22 protein-coding genes are annotated in these 22,504 nt (G+C 34.9%); 13 read left to right on the top strand and 9 right to left on the bottom strand.

The genetic code is table 11. The features are described from left to right. Positions 1-61 precede the first annotated feature (61 nt). From QPL79_RS07375 to QPL79_RS07365, 3 genes are all read left to right on the top strand, one after another. Entirely contained in the window at positions 62-736 is a 675-nt protein-coding gene (locus tag QPL79_RS07375; RefSeq protein WP_285274165.1) for a hypothetical protein, read from the top strand. Between the two features lie 43 nt (positions 737-779). Further along, a complete protein-coding gene (glmS, locus tag QPL79_RS07370; RefSeq protein ID WP_285274164.1) occupies positions 780-2,597 on the top strand; it encodes a glutamine--fructose-6-phosphate transaminase (isomerizing) in 1,818 nt (605 codons plus the stop codon). 71 nt (positions 2,598-2,668) lie between these two features. Continuing rightward, complete coding sequence (locus QPL79_RS07365; RefSeq protein ID WP_285274163.1) at positions 2,669-3,142, top strand: deoxyuridine 5'-triphosphate nucleotidohydrolase; 474 nt, start codon at positions 2,669-2,671, stop codon at positions 3,140-3,142. 8 nt (positions 3,143-3,150) lie between these two features. On the opposite strand, the gene QPL79_RS07360 is transcribed toward QPL79_RS07365, so the two are convergent. After that, a complete protein-coding gene (locus tag QPL79_RS07360) occupies positions 3,151-3,498 on the bottom strand; it encodes a hypothetical protein (RefSeq protein ID WP_285274162.1) in 348 nt (115 codons plus the stop codon). Between the two features lie 157 nt (positions 3,499-3,655). Continuing rightward, complete coding sequence (locus QPL79_RS07355; RefSeq protein WP_285274161.1) at positions 3,656-5,026, bottom strand: RsmB/NOP family class I SAM-dependent RNA methyltransferase; 1,371 nt, start codon at positions 5,024-5,026, stop codon at positions 3,656-3,658. Positions 5,027-5,106: 80 nt separating this feature from the next. Between QPL79_RS07355 and QPL79_RS07350 the strand changes: the two genes are divergently transcribed. The 5 genes from QPL79_RS07350 (at position 5,107) to QPL79_RS07330 (ending at position 9,802) form a co-directional block, all read left to right on the top strand. Next, on the top strand, positions 5,107-5,814 hold the full coding sequence (locus QPL79_RS07350) for a hypothetical protein (RefSeq protein ID WP_285274160.1): 708 nt from the start codon (positions 5,107-5,109) through the stop codon (positions 5,812-5,814). Next, complete coding sequence (locus QPL79_RS07345) at positions 5,815-6,546, top strand: NAD-binding protein (protein ID WP_285274159.1); 732 nt, start codon at positions 5,815-5,817, stop codon at positions 6,544-6,546. A gap of 7 nt (positions 6,547-6,553) precedes the next feature. Then, entirely contained in the window at positions 6,554-7,306 is a 753-nt protein-coding gene (locus QPL79_RS07340; protein ID WP_285274158.1) for a mechanosensitive ion channel family protein, read from the top strand. A 44-nt stretch (positions 7,307-7,350) separates the two neighbouring features. Next, positions 7,351-8,544, top strand: coding sequence for an MFS transporter (locus tag QPL79_RS07335; protein ID WP_285274157.1), 1,194 nt, complete (start codon positions 7,351-7,353; stop codon positions 8,542-8,544). A gap of 88 nt (positions 8,545-8,632) precedes the next feature. After that, complete coding sequence (locus QPL79_RS07330; RefSeq protein WP_285274156.1) at positions 8,633-9,802, top strand: hypothetical protein; 1,170 nt, start codon at positions 8,633-8,635, stop codon at positions 9,800-9,802. 221 nt (positions 9,803-10,023) lie between these two features. On the opposite strand, the gene QPL79_RS07325 is transcribed toward QPL79_RS07330, so the two are convergent. After that, on the bottom strand, positions 10,024-10,311 hold the full coding sequence (locus tag QPL79_RS07325; RefSeq protein WP_285274155.1) for an ATP cone domain-containing protein: 288 nt from the start codon (positions 10,309-10,311) through the stop codon (positions 10,024-10,026). Between the two features lie 81 nt (positions 10,312-10,392). Here QPL79_RS07325 and QPL79_RS07320 point away from each other — a divergent pair, with 81 nt between their 5' ends. Further along, the gene (locus QPL79_RS07320; protein ID WP_285274154.1) at positions 10,393-11,253 is read left to right on the top strand and encodes a hypothetical protein; all 861 of its coding nucleotides are present in this window, start codon (positions 10,393-10,395) and stop codon (positions 11,251-11,253) included. Between the two features lie 48 nt (positions 11,254-11,301). Here the strand turns inward: QPL79_RS07320 and QPL79_RS07315 are convergent, their stop codons facing one another. Further along, positions 11,302-11,901 (bottom strand): class II aldolase/adducin family protein, encoded by a 600-nt coding sequence (locus QPL79_RS07315; RefSeq protein WP_285274153.1) that lies wholly within the window; start codon positions 11,899-11,901, stop codon positions 11,302-11,304. A gap of 221 nt (positions 11,902-12,122) precedes the next feature. Between QPL79_RS07315 and QPL79_RS07310 the strand changes: the two genes are divergently transcribed. From QPL79_RS07310 to QPL79_RS07300, 3 genes are all read left to right on the top strand, one after another. Beyond that, positions 12,123-13,121 (top strand): NAD(P)/FAD-dependent oxidoreductase, encoded by a 999-nt coding sequence (locus tag QPL79_RS07310; RefSeq protein ID WP_285274152.1) that lies wholly within the window; start codon positions 12,123-12,125, stop codon positions 13,119-13,121. A gap of 68 nt (positions 13,122-13,189) precedes the next feature. Then, positions 13,190-14,437: a 3-isopropylmalate dehydratase large subunit gene (locus QPL79_RS07305; protein WP_285274151.1), complete on the top strand. Its 1,248-nt coding sequence runs from the start codon at positions 13,190-13,192 to the stop codon at positions 14,435-14,437. Next, positions 14,434-14,925 (top strand): 3-isopropylmalate dehydratase small subunit, encoded by a 492-nt coding sequence (locus QPL79_RS07300; RefSeq protein WP_285274150.1) that lies wholly within the window; start codon positions 14,434-14,436, stop codon positions 14,923-14,925. The genes QPL79_RS07305 and QPL79_RS07300 overlap by 4 nt, the downstream gene beginning before the upstream one ends. 72 nt (positions 14,926-14,997) lie before the next feature. Here the strand turns inward: QPL79_RS07300 and QPL79_RS07295 are convergent, their stop codons facing one another. The 3 genes from QPL79_RS07295 to QPL79_RS07285 all read right to left on the bottom strand — a co-directional run bounded on the left by QPL79_RS07295 (position 14,998) and on the right by QPL79_RS07285 (position 16,517). Continuing rightward, positions 14,998-15,507, bottom strand: coding sequence for a COG2426 family protein (locus tag QPL79_RS07295; protein ID WP_285274149.1), 510 nt, complete (start codon positions 15,505-15,507; stop codon positions 14,998-15,000). 128 nt (positions 15,508-15,635) lie between these two features. Beyond that, positions 15,636-16,148, bottom strand: coding sequence for a ferredoxin domain-containing protein (locus tag QPL79_RS07290; protein WP_285274148.1), 513 nt, complete (start codon positions 16,146-16,148; stop codon positions 15,636-15,638). Positions 16,149-16,160: 12 nt separating this feature from the next. Next, on the bottom strand, positions 16,161-16,517 hold the full coding sequence (locus QPL79_RS07285; RefSeq protein ID WP_285274147.1) for a hypothetical protein: 357 nt from the start codon (positions 16,515-16,517) through the stop codon (positions 16,161-16,163). Positions 16,518-16,701: 184 nt separating this feature from the next. Here QPL79_RS07285 and QPL79_RS07280 point away from each other — a divergent pair, with 184 nt between their 5' ends. Next, on the top strand, positions 16,702-17,964 hold the full coding sequence (locus QPL79_RS07280) for an ABC transporter permease (RefSeq protein ID WP_285274146.1): 1,263 nt from the start codon (positions 16,702-16,704) through the stop codon (positions 17,962-17,964). A 135-nt stretch (positions 17,965-18,099) separates the two neighbouring features. Here the strand turns inward: QPL79_RS07280 and carB are convergent, their stop codons facing one another. Both carB and carA read right to left on the bottom strand, forming a co-directional pair. Beyond that, on the bottom strand, positions 18,100-21,330 hold the full coding sequence (gene carB / locus QPL79_RS07275) for a carbamoyl-phosphate synthase (glutamine-hydrolyzing) large subunit (RefSeq protein ID WP_285274145.1): 3,231 nt from the start codon (positions 21,328-21,330) through the stop codon (positions 18,100-18,102). Next, entirely contained in the window at positions 21,317-22,444 is a 1,128-nt protein-coding gene (carA, locus tag QPL79_RS07270; protein WP_350309099.1) for a glutamine-hydrolyzing carbamoyl-phosphate synthase small subunit, read from the bottom strand. The genes carB and carA overlap by 14 nt, the downstream gene beginning before the upstream one ends. Positions 22,445-22,504 lie beyond the last annotated feature (60 nt).

Below are 22,504 nucleotides of genomic sequence, written 5' to 3'. Positions count from 1 at the left end.
ACAAACAAAAAATAAATAAAAAACATAAACTTTTTTCTAATTTTTATTAGGTTCTAGAATCTTGAAATTAATTAGATTAGAGCATTTGATATCTGATATAGTAACACATGGAAAGCTTGTGTTCATATCCCCTTACAGTAACTTTAACATAGTTTTTTCTCTATGGCTTTCTAAGGAGTTGAATATTAGAGGAAGGAATCCATGCATATATTTTGATGATACATACATAGAACAAGCAATGAAAAATTTGTGTAAAGATGATGAAGTGGAAATACATGTTTGTGCATCAATATCGTCGAATAGCTCATGCATTATTAAAGTAGTTGAAACTTTATCTAAGTGTATAGATAGTGGCGAAGCTTGTAGTATTTGTCTAGTTAATTCTGTTAGGAGATATAATAGTGTTGGTGACAATAAAATATTCTATAACGTTAGAATTGTCAAGCCAAATCTATACAAGATCTCTAAAATGGAAGGTAATCGTGTATTGGGCTACTTGTTTTTAAAAATGAATATGTGTGAATTAATTGAATATAAGCTGCCACCTGATCTATACATTGTTTATGATGAGCTTCAGGAAATTGTTAATGAATTTGGATCTATAAAAGTATCCGATTTTCTTAAGTATATAACAAAGAGAAAGAACATGGATAAGGAACAAGTTATAAACATTCTTAGACTTGCTATATCAATGGGCATTATAAGATATGATGGCAAATACTTAACCATATATTAGATTTATAAATGCTAAATAAATAAAACATTAAGTGGTGTTGAAAATGGGTGGAATCTATGCTATTTTGTCTCCTAAAAAGCTCAATGTTATTAACCAAGTTTTAAGGGGTCTTAAGCTTCTTGAATTTAGAGGATTTAATGGAAGTGGTGTAGCTATACCATTTGATGGTATTGCAGTGTATAAGGATGCTCAGAGAATAGACTATGTGAGTGAGAAGTATGGACTGAATAAGATATCGTCATGGATTGTACTAGGCCATACAAGGTATGCAACTCATGGCAAGCCACATATAGATAATACTCAGCCCCATACTGATTGTACTAACAGAATAGCTGTGGTTGGTGATGGGGCTATAGCAAACTATGAAGCATTGAAGGATGCTGTTATTATAAATGGGCATAAGGTTATTTCTAGATGCGATTTCGAAATTGTTGCTCATATGATTGAAGATAACATTAGAAAAGACTATGATCTTCTATCCTCATTTAGAAATGTTGTGAAAAGTTTGGATGGATTCTACAGCATGGTGGCTTTAGATTCCAAGTGTAAATGCTTTGTAGCATATTCTCATGGGCCTTCTCTTTATGTAGGTGTTTCTAGCGATTATATAGTAATTTCGTCTGGTCGAGGTGCTATGTATGGTGTTGTCGATAAGTATTTCAAGCTTGAAAAAGGGGAGATGGCTTTAGTTAGCGATTCTGGTATTGTTGTTGAGACTGTTGATGGGAGTAGAGTTACTAAAGATTTTAAAAACATAGACATTGATAGTAGATATGTGGATAAGGATGGCTATCCACATAATATGTTGAGAGAAATTTATGAGGTTCCTGAATCACTTTTAAGAACATTGTATTCTGTGCAAGAGAAGTATTTGTCTTTTGCAGCAAGACTTGTAATCGATGCTGAAAAAATTTTCATGATTGCTAATGGAACAAGTCTTCACGCAGCACATATAGGCTCATACTACTTTTCTGAATTAGCTGGTGTAACATCAGTTGTTGTAAGCGCTGCTGAGTTTCCGCTTTATCATGTTGATAATGTTGGTCCTGGAACAGTTGTTGTGGCTATATCACAATCAGGTGAAACAAGTGATGTGTTATCATCGGTTTTTGAAGCTAAGTTAAGAGGTGCGACAATTCTTGGACTTACAAACTATATTGGTTCTAGACTAGCTAACCTATCAAACTTATATCTTCCAATAGGTGCTGGACCCGAAATCGCAATACCAGCAACAAAAACATTTACATCTACACTGCTTCTTCTATACTTAATTGCTTTGAAAGCTGGAAGAGTTGGTGGAAGAATTAGTGAGGAGGAATACAGGAATAGACTAAGGGATGTGAGGAGGTTTAGTGAAGAGCTTAGCATGAATATGGCAAGAATTGAGGAACAGGCAAACGAAGCTGCTAAGAAGATAGCTAGCTGCAGAAGTGGCTACATAATATCAAGAGGTTTAACATATCCACTGGCTTTAGAAGGCGCATTGAAATTTAAGGAAGCAGCATATATTCATGCTGAGGGTGTGGAAGCAGGGGAGTTCAAACACGGACCACAAACAATTATTGAAAAAGGAATATTCTCTGTATTCATAATGCCTGTTGAGAAACAGGCATTGGAATCAACATATAACCTTGTGTCAATGGCTATTGAGAAAGAATCTACAACAATTGTTATAGGATTTGAATCTGATGCAAAAATAACTGAGGTTGGTGGTGCAACAAAGGTATTGATACCCTATACACAAAGACACTTAGCACCAATAGCTTTAGCTATACCACTTCAGTTTATAGCATACAAACTTGGAGTGATTTTGAATAGACCAATTGATGCTCCAAGATATTTGTCAAAAACAGTACACTAAATGGCACTGCAAAATATTTTGAATGACACAACTTAAATAGTTGTTTTAATAATTATATTTGGTGATGCAGCATGGTAGTTTTATCACCAGAAACCATAATTGAATTATTTGGTCTTAGTATAGATGATGTTGACTGCAGTGGTCTTAAACTACATTTAGATAAGGTTTTTGTGTTCAAAGGTAAAGGTGTTTTAGCTGTGAATTCAAGAAAGCTTGCTGAGGTTGAGGAGGCAAAAACAGAAAATAATGTATATCATTTGGCACCAGGTGCCTATAGAATTAGATATAAGGAGATTGTGAGAGTACCGAGTAATGCAATAGCTCTTGCAATACCTAGGTCAACATTAATAAGAAACGGTACAACAATATATACTGCTGTTTGGGATCCAGGATATGAGGGAAGAGGAGAAGGTCTTTTAACAGTTTTCAATCCAAACGGTGTAGACATTGAAAAAGGTGCTCAAATAGCACAACTAATTTTTATAAAACTTGATAAAGAAACAAAGTTTGTTTATCGTGGACTATATCAAAAAGAAAACATTTAAATCATTATTCATTTCCTTGTTTCTATACCAATATCCCTCAACACTTGCTCTAGTAGCTTTGCACGTAGCTCATTATCATTAGTAGTGTTAATGAATTGAATTAAGCTTAGTGTTCTTAAGCTTTTCCTAACTACAGCTGCTAATCCATCAACAGAATCCCTTAATTCTCTAATACTCTGAATAATGTGAATGAGAAGCTCTTGAATATGTGCTAATTCATGAGAAATCATATCTAAGTTTGGAGCTGCATGTCTATGCTCATGAGCCTCCTCTGCAACAGCTTCATTTCCTGCCTCTTCTTTCATTATTTCATCAGCTATTCTCTTAACATCTTCCTCATCCTTTGGTATACTCAATCTACTGAACTTGGTCATGATACCATTCCTCTTAGACAAAATAATTTTTGTATAGCTAAATAAGTTAAATACGTTTATAAATTTTGTTAAGGAGATGTCTTTAATACATAAAGAATACAACATGGGTAAGTAAAATAAATGCAAATTCAATTAATTCTCAAAAAACCTCTAAAAGCGCGTAAAAGAATCCATAGGTTTTATGTTTATGTGGCCAAGCTCTCATGGTACCTGGAAGAAATCCTTGATCGAAGGGCCCATTTAATGGTACAAGTCTTACCTTGTTATGATGCTTATTAAGAATCTTTTGTATAATATCCTCGTTCTCCTCTCTGAATAAGGAGCATGTTGTGTATAGTATTCTACCACCTTTTTTAGCAAGTTTTATTGCTGTTTCTAGAAGCTCCATTTGAAGTTTTGTTAGCTCATTTATTCTCTCTTCAGTTATTCTCCATCTTAACTCCGGATTCTTCATAATAGTTCCACTGGATGAGCATGGAGCATCAAGCAAGATTTTATCTGCAACTTCAACACCAAGTATTTTTGGCGCATTTCTAGCATCTTCCTTGAAAATCTTTACAATTTCAATACCTGTTCTCTTTAAAAGCTCTTTCATTCTTTTTATTCTTAGCTCGTCTATGTCAAAAGCATATATAATGCCATTGTTTTTCATTAACTCGCCAATATGTTGTGTCTTACCCCCTGGTGCTGCACACATATCAACAACTACTTCACCAGGTTTTGGGTTGAGAATTATTGAGGCTAGAGCTGAGGCCTCTTCTTGAATTACTATCTTACCCTCCTTGAATAGATTGGACTTATCAAAGTTATAAGGACCTTTGAATTTGAGAACAGTTGAAACATATTCACTTCTTTGTGGTTCAATGCCACTCTTTTTTAATTCCTCTACAACTTCTTCCACTGAGCTCTTTAAAGTATTTACTCTAATGCTAATAGGATATACCTTGTTGAATTCTTTGAGAATTTTTATGGTTTCCTCCTTTCCTACAAGATTCAATAACTTATTGATTATTGTTTGTGAAACCATGTATTTATACTCCCACTTCTCCATAACATTTCTCGGCTCCCATTTATATGAAGCTATTTTATCTATTATATCCCAGAAATACGCCCCTACATATGAATGCGTATGGTCTGAAAGCATTTTTGCTATTCTTCTTTTAAAATATGTTATGAATAAATTCTTGGCATCTCTATATCTACTTTCCTTAATAAACCTTTCAAAAACCAAAATCTCTATTGCAACTCTTAATGAGGCTCTGAGCCACGGATCCAAAATGGCTACATTAGAAACATTTGTTATTTCAGACGCTATTCTATCTATTATTCCCACTCTTTTCCAAATATCATAGTATATTGCAGTCAATATTCTATCCTTAAAAGTTCCTGTTATACCATACTCTTTAAAAACATCTCTTTTTGCTTGCTGACTTGGCTTAATTTCTTCACCAAGTTTTACAGCTTTGACAAGTGCCTCCAAATCCTTTTCCGTAATTACAATATAGCTCATATACAACCCAGGATGAGGTACTTCAAAACTGTTATGAAAATTCAAAAACCTTTCTTACAAAACTTACTTTGTGTGTATTAATGCTGAGAAGCTTAAAAAATGAAACTCGACATGTAGCCTTGATTGGGCTTACTCTTGGCCACATTAAGAAGTTGAAGAGTTTACTTAAAGAAGATATTTTTACAGAAAAATATCTTATATTTTATGGTGTTTCTATTAGTAGAGTTATTTGGAAAATACCCATATTTTATATAGATCCGCCTCTAATAAGAGGATATGCCATGAAAAGATCAGTGAGTTTAGTACATGAACCGGTTTTGGTGTTTGTAAATGCAGATTCTAAATGCATTGAAAAATCTCTCGTGAAAAATGCTATAGAAGATATAGAATTAGGTAAATATAAAATGTTTTTATCAATTCCATTCACATCTAGCAACTTTGAAAAATCATACAATAGAGTAGTTGCTCCCATATTAAAAGACGTTCTGGGGATTAACAATGTTAATTTTCCATCATATTCACTAGTTATTGGTTTGAGAAAATATTTTGATCTTGATGAATATACTTTGTGGAGCTATGAGCATTTGGCTTTACTCAACACCTTATTTATAGATAAATCCAGTGTAAGGATAGAGCATAGTGAATGTGTAGATACTATTCCTGAATTATTCAATGGTGTAGAGGATATCTTTATAAAGTCTCTTGCAAAATCTATTGTAAATTTAGCGATTAGACAAAGGATTATTGAAGAAAAACTTGGTAAGAAGTTGATAGAGGGTTTGCTGTAAATGAAGGTGTTTATAGCTTTAAGCAAAAAGTATGTGAGGCCCATTCTAAGTGTTGTCTACATGCTTAAACCAAAACCAAAGGTAACAGTTGTTAGTGATGATGAAGAGGTGGAGGTTCTAAGCAAGTACTATGGATATGAATTCAAACAATTTAACAATGTGGAGCAATTAGCAGCAATGCAAGAGCTGCGAGAATATGACATAGCTATATTGGCTATGGATGAGGACTCTAAGAATGTATCTATTATAAAAGCTGTTAAGCAATATTCAATCCCAATAATAGTTACCATACTTCACAACTCTAACAATAGAGAAATCTTTATAAGTGAAGGTGCAACCTACATAATAAATGCTGATGAGTTTTTGTATAGCAATATCCACGCTCTTATACATCCAGATACTTGGGTTGTTTCAGCACCTTTCTCGGCTTTGCCGAAATTGGAAATAGCTGTATATAGAGTTCTTCGAAGAGCCTTATTCAATATACCAATTAGTGAAATATTGGAAAAGGTTAAGGAGTATGGATCTGACGTAACTTTGTATTGTTTCAATCGCTTTGGAAATAAAGTATCTGAAAACTCTATTCTTAGTACAGGTGATTACATAGTTTTGATTGGTGTTGCTGAAAGTCTTGAAAAAACTGTGAGAGAAGTAGAAAAACTTTTTAGAAAATATGAAGAGGTTTATGCCAGAAGATACTTAGAAACAATAAGATTAAAGGAATATGGTTAGATGTGTTATGAGCAGCATAATTGAATCACTACTACCGTTGGTTTATAGAATAATTGCAGCAGCAATAGTTATTATAGTTGTGTGGGCAATTACAAGGCTCTTGACAAAAATACTTCAGCTATTTTTTAAAACTGTTGAGGCAGAGTATATTGTGAGAATTTCTGAACTTTTTAAGCTTCTTCTATATTTTGTTGCAGCAATTATTGCTGCTAATATAATTGCTCCGGAGATACAGGTTTTTTCTGTATTGCTTTTAGTTATAGGATTAGCAGTTGTTTTCATGTTTTATGATGTGCTTAGAAATATAGGAGCAGAGCTTTATGTAAGGTATCGCAACATTGTGAGGAGAGGAGATTGGATAGAGATAGAGGGGCTGAACATTCATGTTTTAGACTTTGATTCACTTGGTCTTTGGGGTGAGACACCTAGATCAGAAAAAGTTTTTGTGCCATATGTAAAAGTATTGAACAGCATTATAACAAATAGACTTACATTACTTGGCCTTGTTACAAGAGTTCAGGTATTGGTACCTACAACATATAATGTTGATAACGCAAAAAACGCTATTGCTCAAGCTGTTAAAAGCATTGAAGAGGAGCTGGCAACGGAACCTGAAATCATGTATTCAGGATCTAGTGGTGATGCATCTACTTTTATAGTGGAACTTAGAGTCGTTAACTATCGAAAGCTTGGAAAGATTATAGAAACATTGGAAAAGGAAATTAGAAATCTAATTCCAGAAGCTAAAATCAAGACATAGGCCACATACTAGGAAAACAACATAACTAGTTAAGGTTATTAGGGTTGGAGAAAGAGTGGATTAAGTATTACAACATATGGGTTATACACTCAATTCTATACAGTTTCTCAACAACAATTTCAATTACATATTACCAAGCTTATGCAATAAAAATTCTTGGTTTTGATGTTAACAGATTGGGTAATTTAACTCTTCTAAATCTTTTAATGATATCCCTAGGAAATATGTTGGGATCTTTTATTGTAAATAGATATAGATCACAAAGAGTATTGATATGGAAAACATGCGCAACAGTTAATCTCATTTTTTGGGCATTGACAGGGTTCTCAGATGCTATAAATAAGAACATTATATACTTGTTTGTTTCCGTGGCTCAGTTCTCAGGTGCTGTAGGGGGTTTAGCATATGTTGATACAATTGGCGATATTATACCTGTTCAAGAATCTGTTAAAGTATTTGGCAGAGTAAACTTCTATACCCTGACATCCTCAGTTCTAGCACTTGTTATTTCACTAGCATTATTTAACTCTATTGAAATGTTTTACGCGTATAGAGTGGTGTACATAACGTCCTTTACCACAGCAATAGCATCTGCATCAGCCCTATTCTTAATGAGAGACTTAAACAGAAGAGAAAATAAAACAATTGATTTGTTCACACTATTTGAAGAATTCAAGGCATTGCTTAATCATAAAGCCATTAAAAGCTATATATTGTTTATGTCTCTTTTCACATTTTTTGTGAATATACCGGGTGCTCTATGGAATTTCTATATAATAAAGATTTTCAATGGTAATGAAAATTGGATTTCCTTGAACACAATTGCTAGTACATTAGCTAATGCAGTGGGAAACTATATTTTAGTAAAAATTTCGCATAGAATTTCACGAAGAAATACAATGGTTTATAGCATAGTCCCTATATCACTCGTGCCTGCATTGTTTTTAGTTTCATCAACAATGGAGAGTCAAATATTGCTAAACATATTTTCTGGTGCGAGCTGGTCAGCATTTAACTTGGTAACAGGTATATACAATATTTATTTAGGTGGAGAGAAAAGGATATACATGGTCTCTTTGCTAGGAGTTTTAACAAATATTTTTGCAGGAATTGCGACAAGGCTTGGCGCCACAGTTGCATCATTAAACATACTTCTAATGAACGCTGTTTTCATAGCGTCTTTCGTGGGTAGGTTAATCATGTTCTTCTATGCAAGAAGGAATATAGAGGATATCTAGGGTTAAGCAACACAATATTGTATTGTTTCAAGAGTGTAATGTCTTTTTATATTTATTGATTGTGGAATAACCTATATGGGCTATTAAAATGATGTGGTACTTCATATCAACTTTTGTATATGGCATTTTATCTGCGTTGGATCCTCTACTTTTTGTGTTCATAGCTTATACACTAAATAATGTTAGTGGGGTTTACATGGGGGTTCTAAGTGCTGCTTGGAGTATTGTTTATATTATTGCTAACAAGTTTCTAGGCTCTTTAGCAGATGATGGTCATAACAAATTGCTTTGCGTAATTACATTGATATGTGTTTCGGTCATAGCATATTTTTTTAATAGCATAAATTATGTTATTGGATTTCTAATCTATATACTGCATGCTGTTGCAATTGCCTCACTAAATCTAGCTATAAATGTAACTATACTAGAAAGTTTCGATAGCGATTTTTGGAATAAAATGACCTTGTATAATAGAGTTGCAAACAATATTGTAAGAGGGGCTACACTTATGATGGCATCAATGTTTGGTGCAACATTAATTGTAAACCTTTTCCATGCTGTTCTACTAGGTGCTGCAATATCTGGATTTTTAATGCCATCACTAATAATGTCTTTTGAGAGAAGATTCTACAAGCTAAATAAGATGCTGGATAGAATAGGCCACTACATCAAGGCATCATCATCTCTACTCTATTTAGATAAGCCGAAAACAGCTTTAGATGTGTTTATGAAGGTTTGGAACAGCGCGGAGAATATATCATCAATAAGGGTGTTGATAACCACAGCAGGAGCTGTAGCAGTAGGTGATTACATCTTCACGGTAATACCATTAGTATTGAAGTCTAAAATAATATTGACAGATATGTGGAAAGTGTATGGAGTAGCTGCTGTTGCATCAGCACTAATCAGCTTTTTACTAAGAAATACAGATTTTTCAAGTAGGTTCCTTGCCTTTTCACTATTTCTATTACGCTTAGCAGTACTAGTAATGGGCTTTAACCTAGTGTCTAATGTTACCTACTTGGTTTTGTACATTTTGACAACATCAACAATTTTCATGCTTCTAGATTCCACATTGTATAACATTTATATTGAAGCCCGGTCTGGTTTTGGAACATCAACATATTTCATCTTTAGAGAACTTGGTTCAGTTATAGGATCGTTACTAGGAGGATTGGCAATTAGTCTTGGACCATATCAGTTCCTGGCAATAGTACTAGCAATGGGTTTAGCTACATCAGTTCCACTCATTCTCTGATGAGGTAAGTTATTACAAATAGATACAAGCACATTATATAACTTCATAACATTTTGAAATGATTTTCACATCAAAACTACATCGAATTAATCAGCTGAGGATAATCTCATCACAACTCATATCGGCTCTTCTTCATCATCAAAACATTATATTGCTGGCTCACCACCCCAAATCAAAAATATTTGGAGTGGTTCATCGCATTACAGTTTGATAAAAATTGATTATTTTGCAAGCTCCTCTTCTGTTTTTCTTCTCTTAATGGCTCTGTCAAATACTATCCAGTTTCTATACCACTCTTCATTTTCTTTTCGCAGCAATTCTAGAATCATTTTTGTTAAATCTCTGGCACTAACCTCCTTTACGTTTTGCTCTAGAAGTCTTGCTTCAACTATTTTTGCAATTTTTCTTGCTGCTTCTACTGTAGCTCCAGCTTTTAAGCAACTAACAACTATTTTTTCCGGTATAAACTCCTCTTTCGAACCATCTCTTTTGATGACGGTAATACTCAAGATTTTGCACCCCTGAGAACTACAGAGGTTTTTAAACATTTAAATTTTATGCAAAAATAGTTTCAGCTAGGTAGGGTTTTGATGTCAAGAGCAGTTATAGTACTTGTTTCAGGGCTTTTAACATATGATTCAGGAAAGACATGGTTTGTGATAGGCTTGGCTAAGAGGCTTATGGAAAAGGGTTATAGCATTGGTTTGTTTAAGCCTGTTGCAGGTCATAATTTGTGGAGCCAGTACAAGTCTTTTCTATATAGTATTGATGCTGGTGTTCTTGTAGGAGAGGATGTTATGAAATATATAACTATTTTGAAATTGAATGAAAAGCCCCAGATCATTAACCCAGTTGATATTCTGATGGCTCCTCCAGATCCAGTGAAATATATATTGAATAGAGCATTGCCTAACTATTTAGAGGATTTGGATAGCCAATTTAAGCAAATTGTTTTAGCAAGATACAGTGAATGCTCTTCTGAAAAATCGAAACACTACATATTTAAATCTAACATTACTAACCTTTCCCCATATTTGAGAAACCTTATAGAAAGATTTTCAGTAAATGTCAATGCTGAGGATGTATCAATTGAAAGTTTCATTGGCTTACTTAAATCAAGTAGTGTTGAAGAAAACTTGGATCAATGTCTATCAAGAGTTTCAAGTGGAAAGGATGTTGTTATAGTGGAATCCTTTAACGATGCTGCAACACCATATATTAAACTATTGGATAAGATAAACAAAATACTTGTTATTATGCCAACAGCTGTGGCAATCTACAATGATGTAGCAAAGGCAAAAGGAGTAATAATGGAAAGTGTTAAAAAGTTAGGCGAAACAGGATTGAAGACATATAACCTACTTAGCTATTTACCTCCAGATAGCATTATGTATTTAAGGCCTAGGCTAAGCGAAGTTGAATATGATGAAGTATTTGAGAAGGTATTGTAAAACATGTTAGCACTTAATAAAGCATTACACAAAATCATGTAAACTCTCCTATTCTCTACTAAGAAACCTTATCAACTTTGACAGTAACTGAGCATAAGCTAGATCCTCCAGAGATTCAACAATCATTTCAGCTTCATAAATATCTCTCCCCATACCAATAACACCATGCTTTTCAAGAATCATTGCATTACAGCCTGTTCTAGCTTTTTCACCTACAAGTTTTGCTAATGCCTCCGTTCCAGGTTCTATATATGGTATATACTCAATTCTTTTTATAAACAATAGCACTTCAGATAACAAAGACTCATCAAGTCTTAAACCTGCAATAGAATAAGCAACAGTTATTGGATTATGAGCATGGATTACTGCATTGATATCAGGTCTGCTTTTATATATTGCAACATGAAATCTCCACTCACTTGAGGGCTTTCTAAACCCTTCAATAACATTTCCATTCAAATCAATTTTAACCAAGTCATCAACTCTTAAACCACCTTTAAATATGCCACTTGGAGTAATCCAAACATAGTTTGATCCTTGAATTCTAATACTTGCATTGCCAGATAAGGCAGAAACTAAGCCTCTTCTATATAAATTTCTCATTACATTAACTATATCCTCCTTTATCTTCTCTTCATTGTAACCCATTTCTATACCCACATCAACTTTAGTTATTGTGGGAATAAAGTTTATTGTATATAAAGTAATGAAACTCTTGTATTGTAGTGATATATTCACTCATAAAAATATTTCATCATTTATATAAATCGTTATAAGAATTTAAATAAAGTTGGCAAGTATTAATTTATTATAAAAAATATTTTAAATTCAGATAATGATGTAATGAAATAAGAAGAGGCTGTATTAGAATGTGGCTAGCAATGAGTGAGGAAGCTGTTATTAAAAGTGATGTTCTTGTTATTGGTGGTGGTGTAGCTGGTTTATCAGCAGCGTTATATATTGCAAGACAAAATCTTAAAGTTGTTGTAGTAGCTGCTGACATAGGTGGTCAACTATCCTATGCTAGTGTTATAGAGAATTACCCTGGGTTTGAATCTTCGAGTGGTTTAAGCCTTGTATTAAAAATTCAGCAACAAGCACAAGGCTTTGGTGCTGAAATCATTATAGATGAAGTTATGTTATTGGAGAAAAGAGGTGATGTCTTCATTGCTAAAACAAAGAAGGGTTTAGTTATAGAGTCTATAGCTATTGTTGCAGCTTGTGGAAAGGCTCCAAGAAAGCTTGGCCTAGCTAATGAGGACCTATTTGTTGGCAGAGGGTTGAGCTATTGTGTTATTTGTGATGCTCCTTTATACAAGGGGAAGGCTGTGGCTCTTGTAAGCTTTGGTGAAAAGGGTGTTGAGAACATTGAATTGCTTGCTCCTCTAGCTAAAGAAGTTTACTATATTGTGCCTTATCAAAAAGATTTAAGTATAGAGCATGCAAAGAGATTTGCAAATGTGAAAATATTCGAGGGGTATAAAGTTGTTGCTATACATGGTGATAGAAAGCTGGAGAAGGTAGTTGTTGATAGAGATGGTGAGAAGGTGGAGCTTTCTGTAGATGCTTTATTTGTTGAAATGGGGTTTGAAACAAGAATAGATTTTCTAAAGCCATTCGTTGACTTAAATGAGAGAGGAGAAGTGATTGTGAATAATCTAGGAGAAACAAAGACAGCAGGTCTTTTTGCTGCAGGTGATCTTGCAAGCAATACTCCATATAAACAAGCTGTAATAGCTGCTGCTTCAGGAGTTATAGCAGCTTTGTCTGCGATAAATTATGTAAACAATGTTAAAGGATTGAAGAAAAGAATTGGTGTGGATTGGGAGAAAAAAGTTAAAAAAGTTGAAAGAAGATTTAGATTATGAACATTGAATTTACTAGCTTCAATCAAGTTTTTATTTTTGTGTAATTGCAGCTTATTTGGTGCATGTCAATGGGTAAGACTCTCACAGAAAAAATTTTGGAAAGAGCCTCAGGAAGAAGTGTTTCGCCTAGAGATGTTGTAGAGGTTGCAGTTGACATTGTGGCTTTTCACGATTTAACAGGGTATCACGTAATTGAGGTTCTTGAAAAACTTGGTGAAACAAGAATACATAATCTAGATTCCCTTGTGATAGCATTTGATCATCTTGTTCCACCACCAGATGTTAGAAGTGCTGAAATTCAACAAAACATAAGATTATTTGCTAAGAGATATAACATTAAGAATTTCCACGATGCTGGCTTTGGAATACTTCACCAGGTATTGATAGAAAAATATGTTTTGCCTGGACAAGTTGTTATGGCTGCTGATAGCCATACAACTACCTCAGGAGCATTGGGTGCTTTTGCACAAGGGCTTGGTGCAAGCGATATTGCTGCAATTGTTTTAACTGGTAAAACGTGGCTTACAGTTCCACAACCATTTAAGATAAGGCTTGTGGGAAGTCCCAGGGAGTGGATTACAGGCAAGGAGGTTGCCTTGGAAATACTAAGGGTTTTCAAATCTGATTACTTCAATGGAATGTCCATAGAGGTTTTTGTTGACAATCCCAATAGCTTTCCAATGGATTACAGAGTAACTGTTGCTAACATGGGTATTGAAATGAATGCTGATACACTCATGTTTATACCAGACTCTGTTACAGTTGATTATATAAGAAGTGAGAGGGGTTTTGAACCCAAAATCGTTACACCAGATCCTGATGCTAAGTATGTTGATGAGTATACTATTGAGCTTGACAAAGTTGATTTTCTTGTTTCAGCACCACATAGTGTTGACAATGTTAAGAGTGTGAGGGATGTGTGGGGAACTGAAGTAGATTATGTATTTATAGGTTCATGTACAAATGGAAGACTATCGGATTTTGAAATAGCTGCAAAAATAATGAAAGGTAAAAAGGCTAAAACAAGGTGTATAGCAATACCAGCTTCATGGAATGTTTTTAGAAAGGCTTTGAATCTTGGATATATACAAACACTTGTTGAAGCAGGATGCATTGTAACATATGGAACTTGTGGTCCTTGTATAGGAGGTCATTTCGGTATTGCAGCACCTAATGAAGTTGTTTTATCAACATCTAATAGGAATTTTGTTGGTAGAATGGGTAGCCCTCAAGCAAAAATATATCTCTCTGGACCAGCTATAGCTGCTGCAGCAGCTGTTAGTGGTAAAATTGTTGAGCCAGGTGATGTGATGTGATTGTCGAGGGCAGAGTCATAAAGTTGGGGGATAAAATAGATACTGATGTAATTATACCAGCAAAGCATCTAAAGTATACAGATCCAGAATACCTTGCACAACACGTGTTTGAACCTCTGGATCCAGAGTTTCATAAGAAGGCACGTGGAGCTATAATAGTAGCTGGTAAAGTATTTGGAATGGGTTCTTCAAGAGAGCAAGCAGCTATAGCCATTAAAGCTGCTGGTGTAAAAGCTGTTGTGGCAGAGTCGTTTGCTAGGATATTCTATAGAAATGCTATAAACAATGGATTACCAGTAATTATATGTCCTGAAATATCTAACGAGGTTAAAGATGGCGACTTTATTCAAATTAATATAGAATCTGGTGAAGCTATAATAAACAATTCTAAGAGAATAATGTGCAAAGGTTTAAGTGGAATGGCTCTAGATATTTTGAAATCAGGTGGAATCATAGAGTATCTCAAGAAAATTCAGAAAAGTAAATAATATATTCAGTGTTTTTCAGCTATTTGGAGACTCTTCACCAATTAGCCTGGTCTAGGACTCATCATCCACTTTTTATGGTATTAAAAACAGTTTTTTAAGTATTGTTAAGCCTAGTAAACATGTTAGTAGTACTATTGCTGAGGCTCCCAAAACCCCAATTTCTATGGCTATTAACGCTTTTTTCTTTTCCATTCCAATTAAAAATGCTATAAGTGATGCTGTCCAAGCACCTGTGGCTGGAAGAGGTATAGCAACAAATATTGCAAGTGCTGGTACCTCATATCTCTCAAATTTCATACTTTTTTTCTTAACATAGTTAATTACCCATAAATATGCTTTTCTAATTCTATTTGGAATCACATTAGAGTTTCTAATGATGTAATCAAGGTATTTAAGCAGATAAAGAACAAATGGAGCTATTAGAAGATTGCCTATAACTGCTAGTGTAACAGCAAAAGCTAGCTTACTTGAACTATTGTAGAAGTAGTAGAATGCAAGAGGTATACCTCCTCTAACTTCAGCTATGGGAAGAAAGGATACTATAAACACCGTAATGTATTGAAACACTGTTGCAAAATCCATAAGTCTCAACAACTAGTGCATTGTATTCTAATTTCTATACTTCTAGACCTTATTGAGAATTTAGTAAAAATTGCTTCTAAACTCATTATCTTCAACACCTATATACATAATCCCATTCATAATATGAACTATTTTGGTGGCCATACCCTATCAAAATAGATACTCTTTGGATAAGCAGAAAGTGGAATTCCAAAGGCATAGTCAGCATCTATAAGACCAAGTTCTTGTGCAGCAACACCCACACTAAACATCACTCTATTATCAACATTTAGTATTGAAGCTGTTTTAACTGCAGAACCTATTGCAATACCAAGATTAACTATGTTACACACAGTGTCAGCATCTAAGACCCATTTAGCTGGATTTTTTAAGCCCATTCTAATTATTTTACAACCTATTAAAACAACAGCAGCACTTCTTCTCACATTGCTAGCATCTCTTGCAAAGAATTCCCCATACTCTTTGGAAAGCTCCTCCATTTTCTTAGCCAATAATTCTATAGAATCTCTATCACTCAAAATCTTAACAACTACATTGTCTATGCCTCTAGCTTTTGGAGCTGTTATTGCTGATATTGCCATTAGCTTTGCAACACTTAATACAGCTTCTGAAATTGTGTTGTCATGCATTCTTTGAGCCATGTGTCTCAACCTCTATTCTTTTTTGAGCATCTTTATCTTAACACCATTCTCTATACAGAACTTGTAAACATCATCATCAACTTTAGCAGCACTGGAATATAGAAATAGTATGGGCTTTGCTTTGATAAGTCTCGCTTTCTCTATTAATGTTTTAACATCATCTATACTTAGTTTACCAGGTTTGTCAAAAACATCTATAGCAAAAACAGAGTTATTTCCTCTAACAACAATGTGTATAGGTCCGTATCGCGTTGGATGCATAAATTCTACAGATAGCCCTGCTGCCAAATATCTTCCTGCAACTTTACCTACACTACCATACCTTTCCTCAAGTTTCTTCATTAAATAGATTTGATTTGCAGTTGTCATTGAATAGCTCCCTGCACACATAATTATATGCTGCAAAAACTACCAGACTACTGTTTAAACAAACCTTTTTAAGCTCTTTAGTCATTGCGCCTTTAACGCTGTTGTAGAATTGTGTTGCTTTAAATTAAATTGTAAAGTTTTTAAAGAAGGTCTGCAAAACCTAGTTAGTTCTGAGGACATTAATATGCCTCTTAAACAACTTATTCTTAGAGAGATTAAAGCTATACTTAGAAACCCTGCCTTTATAGCATCATTATTGCTCATATTTGTTTTCTATGGATTTATTGGAAGTATTACTAGAGCTGGTATTTCGCAAACAATTCAGGAAACAACAAAATTAAATATTGGTGTTGTTGCTGAGGAAAATAATCAGTTTGTAAACTTAGTGGTAAAGAATTTTAATGTTTCTTTAGCTGGTGGAGTTAAGCTCTATTCAGACCTTGGTTATGCGTTGGATAAAAGTCCATATGTTATAGTGATTCCAAAAGGCTTTACAGAAAATGCTACATCTGGACTTCCTATTGTTGTTTTGGGTTATACTAAGATAGAGGATTTGTCGCAAATTAGTTTACAAGCAAAGATTGGTGTGCTTCAATTAGTTTCATCAATTTTGTCAAAAGTCATTACACGGGTTATAAGCATATTGTACAACTATTCACTTCCACAGGAAAGATACGTTGTATTAAACTCAAGTGTTATAGTCTTTGGAAAGGCTATGAGTATTCAGCAAATAAACAATTTTGTGCAGTTGGTGACAGCACTAATACTCATTCTATCATTTATGATGGGTTTAACAACATCCTCAGCAGCCAGTTTAACAGCTATAGAAAAAGTTGAGAAGGCTTTTGAAATGCTTCTATCTCAACCAGTTCCAAGAAGAGAAATTGTTTTAGCTAAAATAGCTGGATCTGCTGTAATGGCTTTTTTAACTGGTCTCATATATTATCTAGCACTATTCTTCATGATAAGCCAGATATCTCAACCAGTTGGAAAAAGCCAGAATATGCTAGCTATACCACTTAACCTAGATTTTATTACACCTGATTTTGCAGTATATGTTATAGCATCACTTGTAATAGGATTGATATATAGTGGAGCTATAGGAGTTTTAATAGGCTCTATATCATCAGATGAAAGAACAGCAGGAATATTGGCCACACCAATAACGTTTATATACATAGGCTTTGGCATAGCATCACTATTCATATCAATGCCTCTTAACATTATGACCTCCATAATTTATGGTATTTTAGTTGCTCCCACAGTATACGTCTTAGCGATGACAAGGCTTTCACCCAAAATGGTTATGCTAGCATTTTCATCATTTGCATCATCAATAATAATATGTGTTATAATAATTGGAATAGCAGTTAAAGTTTTTAATAGTGATATAGTGATTACTGGAGTTAGGATGGGGTTTCGAAGAAAGGAGAGAAAAGCATATTGATTAACTCATCTTAGAGACTTGTTTTGTTTATGAGAACAATACAAGACTATAAATATAATAAGTACTTCAAATAATTGAGCATAAGCTTTAGCAATGATTTATAGAAAAGTGTTTGACTTAAGTAGGTAAAAATGTTTATGCAATGGGCATTATAATATCCTCTATTCTAGTCCAAAACATTTTCATATCTTTAATATCATCATTATCTAAAGTGAATTTAGATAAGCTTTTTGCAAATTCTGCTCCTAATCTATGATTTAGAATCATTGGTACAACCAAGTCTGCTGCATATCTTCTAATCCTGTAGTCTTTTTCCGGCGCATAACCAGTTGTTATAACTAGATCAACTTTATTATTTATCATATACTCAACAACTTTTGTCTCAGAAATTGCATCAACACCTTTAACAGGCATTGTATCTATAGTAACTACAGTATAGCCTGCATTGGAAAGTGTTTTTGATGCTTCGTACAATTCTACATAGTCTTTTTGCATTGGATTGTATATTAATATAATGTTGTCTTTCGATGGTAATTTATTTCCAGAAACGCTAAGCCAGCTTAAAATAAATGCATTTTCAAATTTCCTTGATATTACAGCAACCTCTCCAACACTTCTCATTTCTGGCCCTAGAAATGGATAAGAGCCTCTTAGTCTTGCCCATGAGAATTGAGGTGATTTTACTCCAAACCATTTTGGCAATAATAAGTTGAACTTATTTTCAAAAACAACCGTATTAAGTTTGTTAAGCAAAGCAGCTTCAACAGCTGCCTTCATTAGGTTATACCCAGTTACTTTACTTGTGAATGGCATTGATCTACTAGCTCTCAGGTTCAATTCAATAACATATATATCTCCATCTTTATAAAGCATTTGGAGATTATATGGCCCTTTAATATTCAAAACCTCATTTAACTTCATAGCCACTTTACATGCCTTTTCCACAATTTCTCTTGGCAATGTCCTATATGGAATGGTCATTGTTGCATCTCCGCTATGAACGCCAGCATACTCTATATGCTCTATTACTGTACCAACAGCTGTTTTTCCATCGCCTACAGCATCTATTTCAAATTCAATTGCATTATCAATAAACTTTGAAACTACAACAGGATATTTGGGAGATATCTTAGCAGCTCTTGTTATGTAGTCTATGAGTTCTTTCTTGTTCCATGCAATGTTCATTGCAGAACCACTTAGCACATAACTTGGTCTAACAAGCACTGGGTAACCGATTTCTTCAGCAAATTTCACAACATCATTTACATTTGTTGCTTCAATCCATGGTGGCTGCTTAATACCTAGCTCATCGAGGAGCTTGCTAAACAGTGCTCTATTCTCAGCTCTATGAACACTATAACCTGCTGAGCCAAGTAACAATAACCCTCTTTTCTCTAGTTCCCATGCAATGTTGTTTGATATTTGACCACCAAGAAAAGCCACTACTCCTCTTGGCTTCTCCAGTTCATAGATGTCAATAACTCTTTCAACTGTTATCTCATCAAAATATAGCTTTTCATTCATATCCCAATCAGTTGAAACAGTTTCTGGATTGTAATTAACTACAATAACTTCATATCCAAGTTTTCGAGCCTCATCAGCAAATGAAACAATGCTCCAATCAAATTCAACACTAACTCCAATTCTGAATCCACCTGCTCCAAGAACCATAATCTTTGGCTTTTCACTTACAAAGGAAATGTCATGCTCCCACCCATTGTGTGTTAAATAGAGATAGTTTGTTTGAGCAGGCCACTCAGCTGCTAAGGTATCTATCTGCTTAACCACTGGGGTTATTCCATGCCTTTTCCTAATCTCCCTAATTTTATCCATGTCCATGCCAAGAGCTTTAGCAAGCTGCTCATCAGAAAAGCCAAGTCTTTTGCCCTCGGCTACGATTTTAGATAGGCTCTTCTCATCAATATTTTCTACTTGTCTAATTTTCTTTAGATTTTCATAGAATTGCACCACACCTAGTATTTGCTTCAGGAAATGTTTGTCTATCCCAGTCAATTCATATATTGTGTCAACATTAATTCCATATTTCAATGCTTTTGCAACCCAGATTGGCCAATAAGGCTCTCTTCTTCTAATCCTCTCCAATACGTAATCAATTGAGATTGTATCATCCTCATAGATTCTTCCACCAACAAGACCCGGCTCACCAATATCAAGCATTCTTATTGCTTTTTGCAAAGCTTCTAAAAATGCTCTTCCAATTGCCATAACCTCTCCAACACTTTTCATCTCTGTACCAAGTGTTTTTTCAACATATGGAAACTTGTCCAAATCCCATCGAGGAATCTTTATAACAACATAGTCGAGACTAGGCTCGAAGCAAGCAGATGTTTTACCTGTAACCTTGTTTAAAACCTCGTAAAGTCTATATCCAAGTGCAAGTTTAGCAGCAATGTATGCAAGTGGATACCCTGTTGCCTTGCTAGCAAGAGCACTGCTTCTTGACATTCTCGGATTAGTTTCAATTACATAAGCTTCTTCACTATTCCATGGATTTAGAGCTACTTGAACATTTCCTTCACCAACAAGCATTATAGCTCTCTCAGTTGCTATTGACAAGTTTCTAGAGAGTTGATACTCAAAATCTGTAAGCGTTTGACATGGTGCTACAACAATAGATTCACCAGTATGCACCCCCATAGGATCTAGATTCTCCAAACATGCAACTGCAGCTACATTGTCATAGCTATCTCTAACAACCTCAAACTCTATCTCCTTCCAGTGATGAAGATACTTCTCAACTAAAACCTCACCTATTTCTGATTGTGCAAAAGCTGCTCTAAGTTTCTTCACCAACTCATCTCTTCTCCACGCAACAAAGCTTCCTGCTCCACCGAGATTGAAGCTAACCCTAACCATGACCGGATACCCCATTTCCTCAGCTATTTTAATAGCTTCATCAATAGATGTTGTGGCTTTGCTTGGTGGAACAGGTATTCCATGCTTAACCATAGTTTCTCTAAACAACGACCTCGACAATGCTCTTCTAATACCCTCAATTGGTGTTCCCAAAACCTTCACACCATATTTACTCAACACACCAGTATCATGAAGTCTTACACCAATACTTAAAGCAGTTTGTCCTCCAAAACCTATGAGAATTCCATCTGGTCTCTCAATTTCAATAACCTTAGCAACATATTCCGTTTTGAGGGGCAGGAGATAGACCTTATCAGCAAATTTATAGCTTGTTTGTATTGTTGCTATATTGGGATTTATTAAAATAGTTTCAATACCCTCTTCCTTCAAAGCCTTCAACGCTTGGTTGCCGCTATAGTCAAATTCCGCAGCTTCAGCTATTTTAATAGCCCCAGATCCTATTACAAGAACTTTTTTAACTACCTCCATGGTTTAACACCATCTTTTTAAACATTTCAAATACCCATGTTGTGTCATGGGGTCCTGGCCCCCCTTCTGGATGGAACTGTGTTGCGATTACAGGTAGTTTTTTATGTATAACCCCCTCAACAGACTTGTCATCAATATTACTAAACCACAAAATTAAATCTGATTCAACAAGACTTCTATGATCAACTGCATAACCATGGTTTTGTGTTGTTATATAACTTTTACCAGTTAAAACATCAACAACACCCTTGTTAGGTCCTCTATGACCATATCTAAGCTTGTAGATTTTAGCTCCAAGAGATAGTGATATAAGCTGCAGACCAAGGCATATTCCAAGAACTGGCTTGCCAGATTCAACTATTTCTCTAACAGTTCTTATTTGATCCACTAAAACAGCTGGATTTCCAGGACCATTGCTTACAACAATACCATTAGAATTATCGAGCAGCTCACTTGCCTTAGCCCAGCACGGATATCTTATAACCTTGAATCCGTATCTCAAAAGCCATCTCAATATCCCATACTTTAGACCACAGTCAAGAACAGCTATAGTAGCTACGGGCTTTGTCAAAGGCTCATGAACCACTATATTCTTTGGCGACACTATATGTGCAAAATTTATTAAGTCGTATCTCGTGGCTGTTCTCAGTTTCTTTTCAAGTTCGTCCCACGAAACTTCTTCATCTTCTGGAAAAACAGCTAAAACACTCATCATAACACCACGTTCTCTAAGTTTTTTGACCAAAGCTCTTGTATCGACTTTGTACATTCCTGGAACGCCATTTTTCAAAAGCCATGTGTTCAAATCATAGATACTTAGATAGTGATTTGGTGGTGGAAGCTCTGAAATTACAAAGCCTTCAACTTGTATTTTATCAGATTCATAGTTTAGTGGAACACCACAATAGTTATGTGCTTTTGTTGGAACTCCATAGCATCCAACCATTGGATGTGTCCATACAAGTATTTGACCAGCATAGCTAGGATCTGTTAAAGCCTCTGTATAGCCTGTCATACTAGTTGAGAATACAATCTCTCCTACACTAATACCTTTAGCGCCAAAGCCACATCCTTCTACAGCATCACCATTCTCAAGTAGCAGGCGGCTTTTCAATCCTGTTTCGCATTTTACATGAGGCAATGTGTATATGTGCAAGAACCCTCACACATACTC

Source organism: Ignisphaera cupida, assembly GCF_030186535.1.
GTDB classification, from domain to species: Archaea; Thermoproteota; Thermoprotei_A; order Sulfolobales; family Ignisphaeraceae; genus Ignisphaera; species Ignisphaera cupida.
Note: the sequence above shows the minus strand (reverse complement) of the source record. Positions and strands in the feature narration are given on the sequence as shown.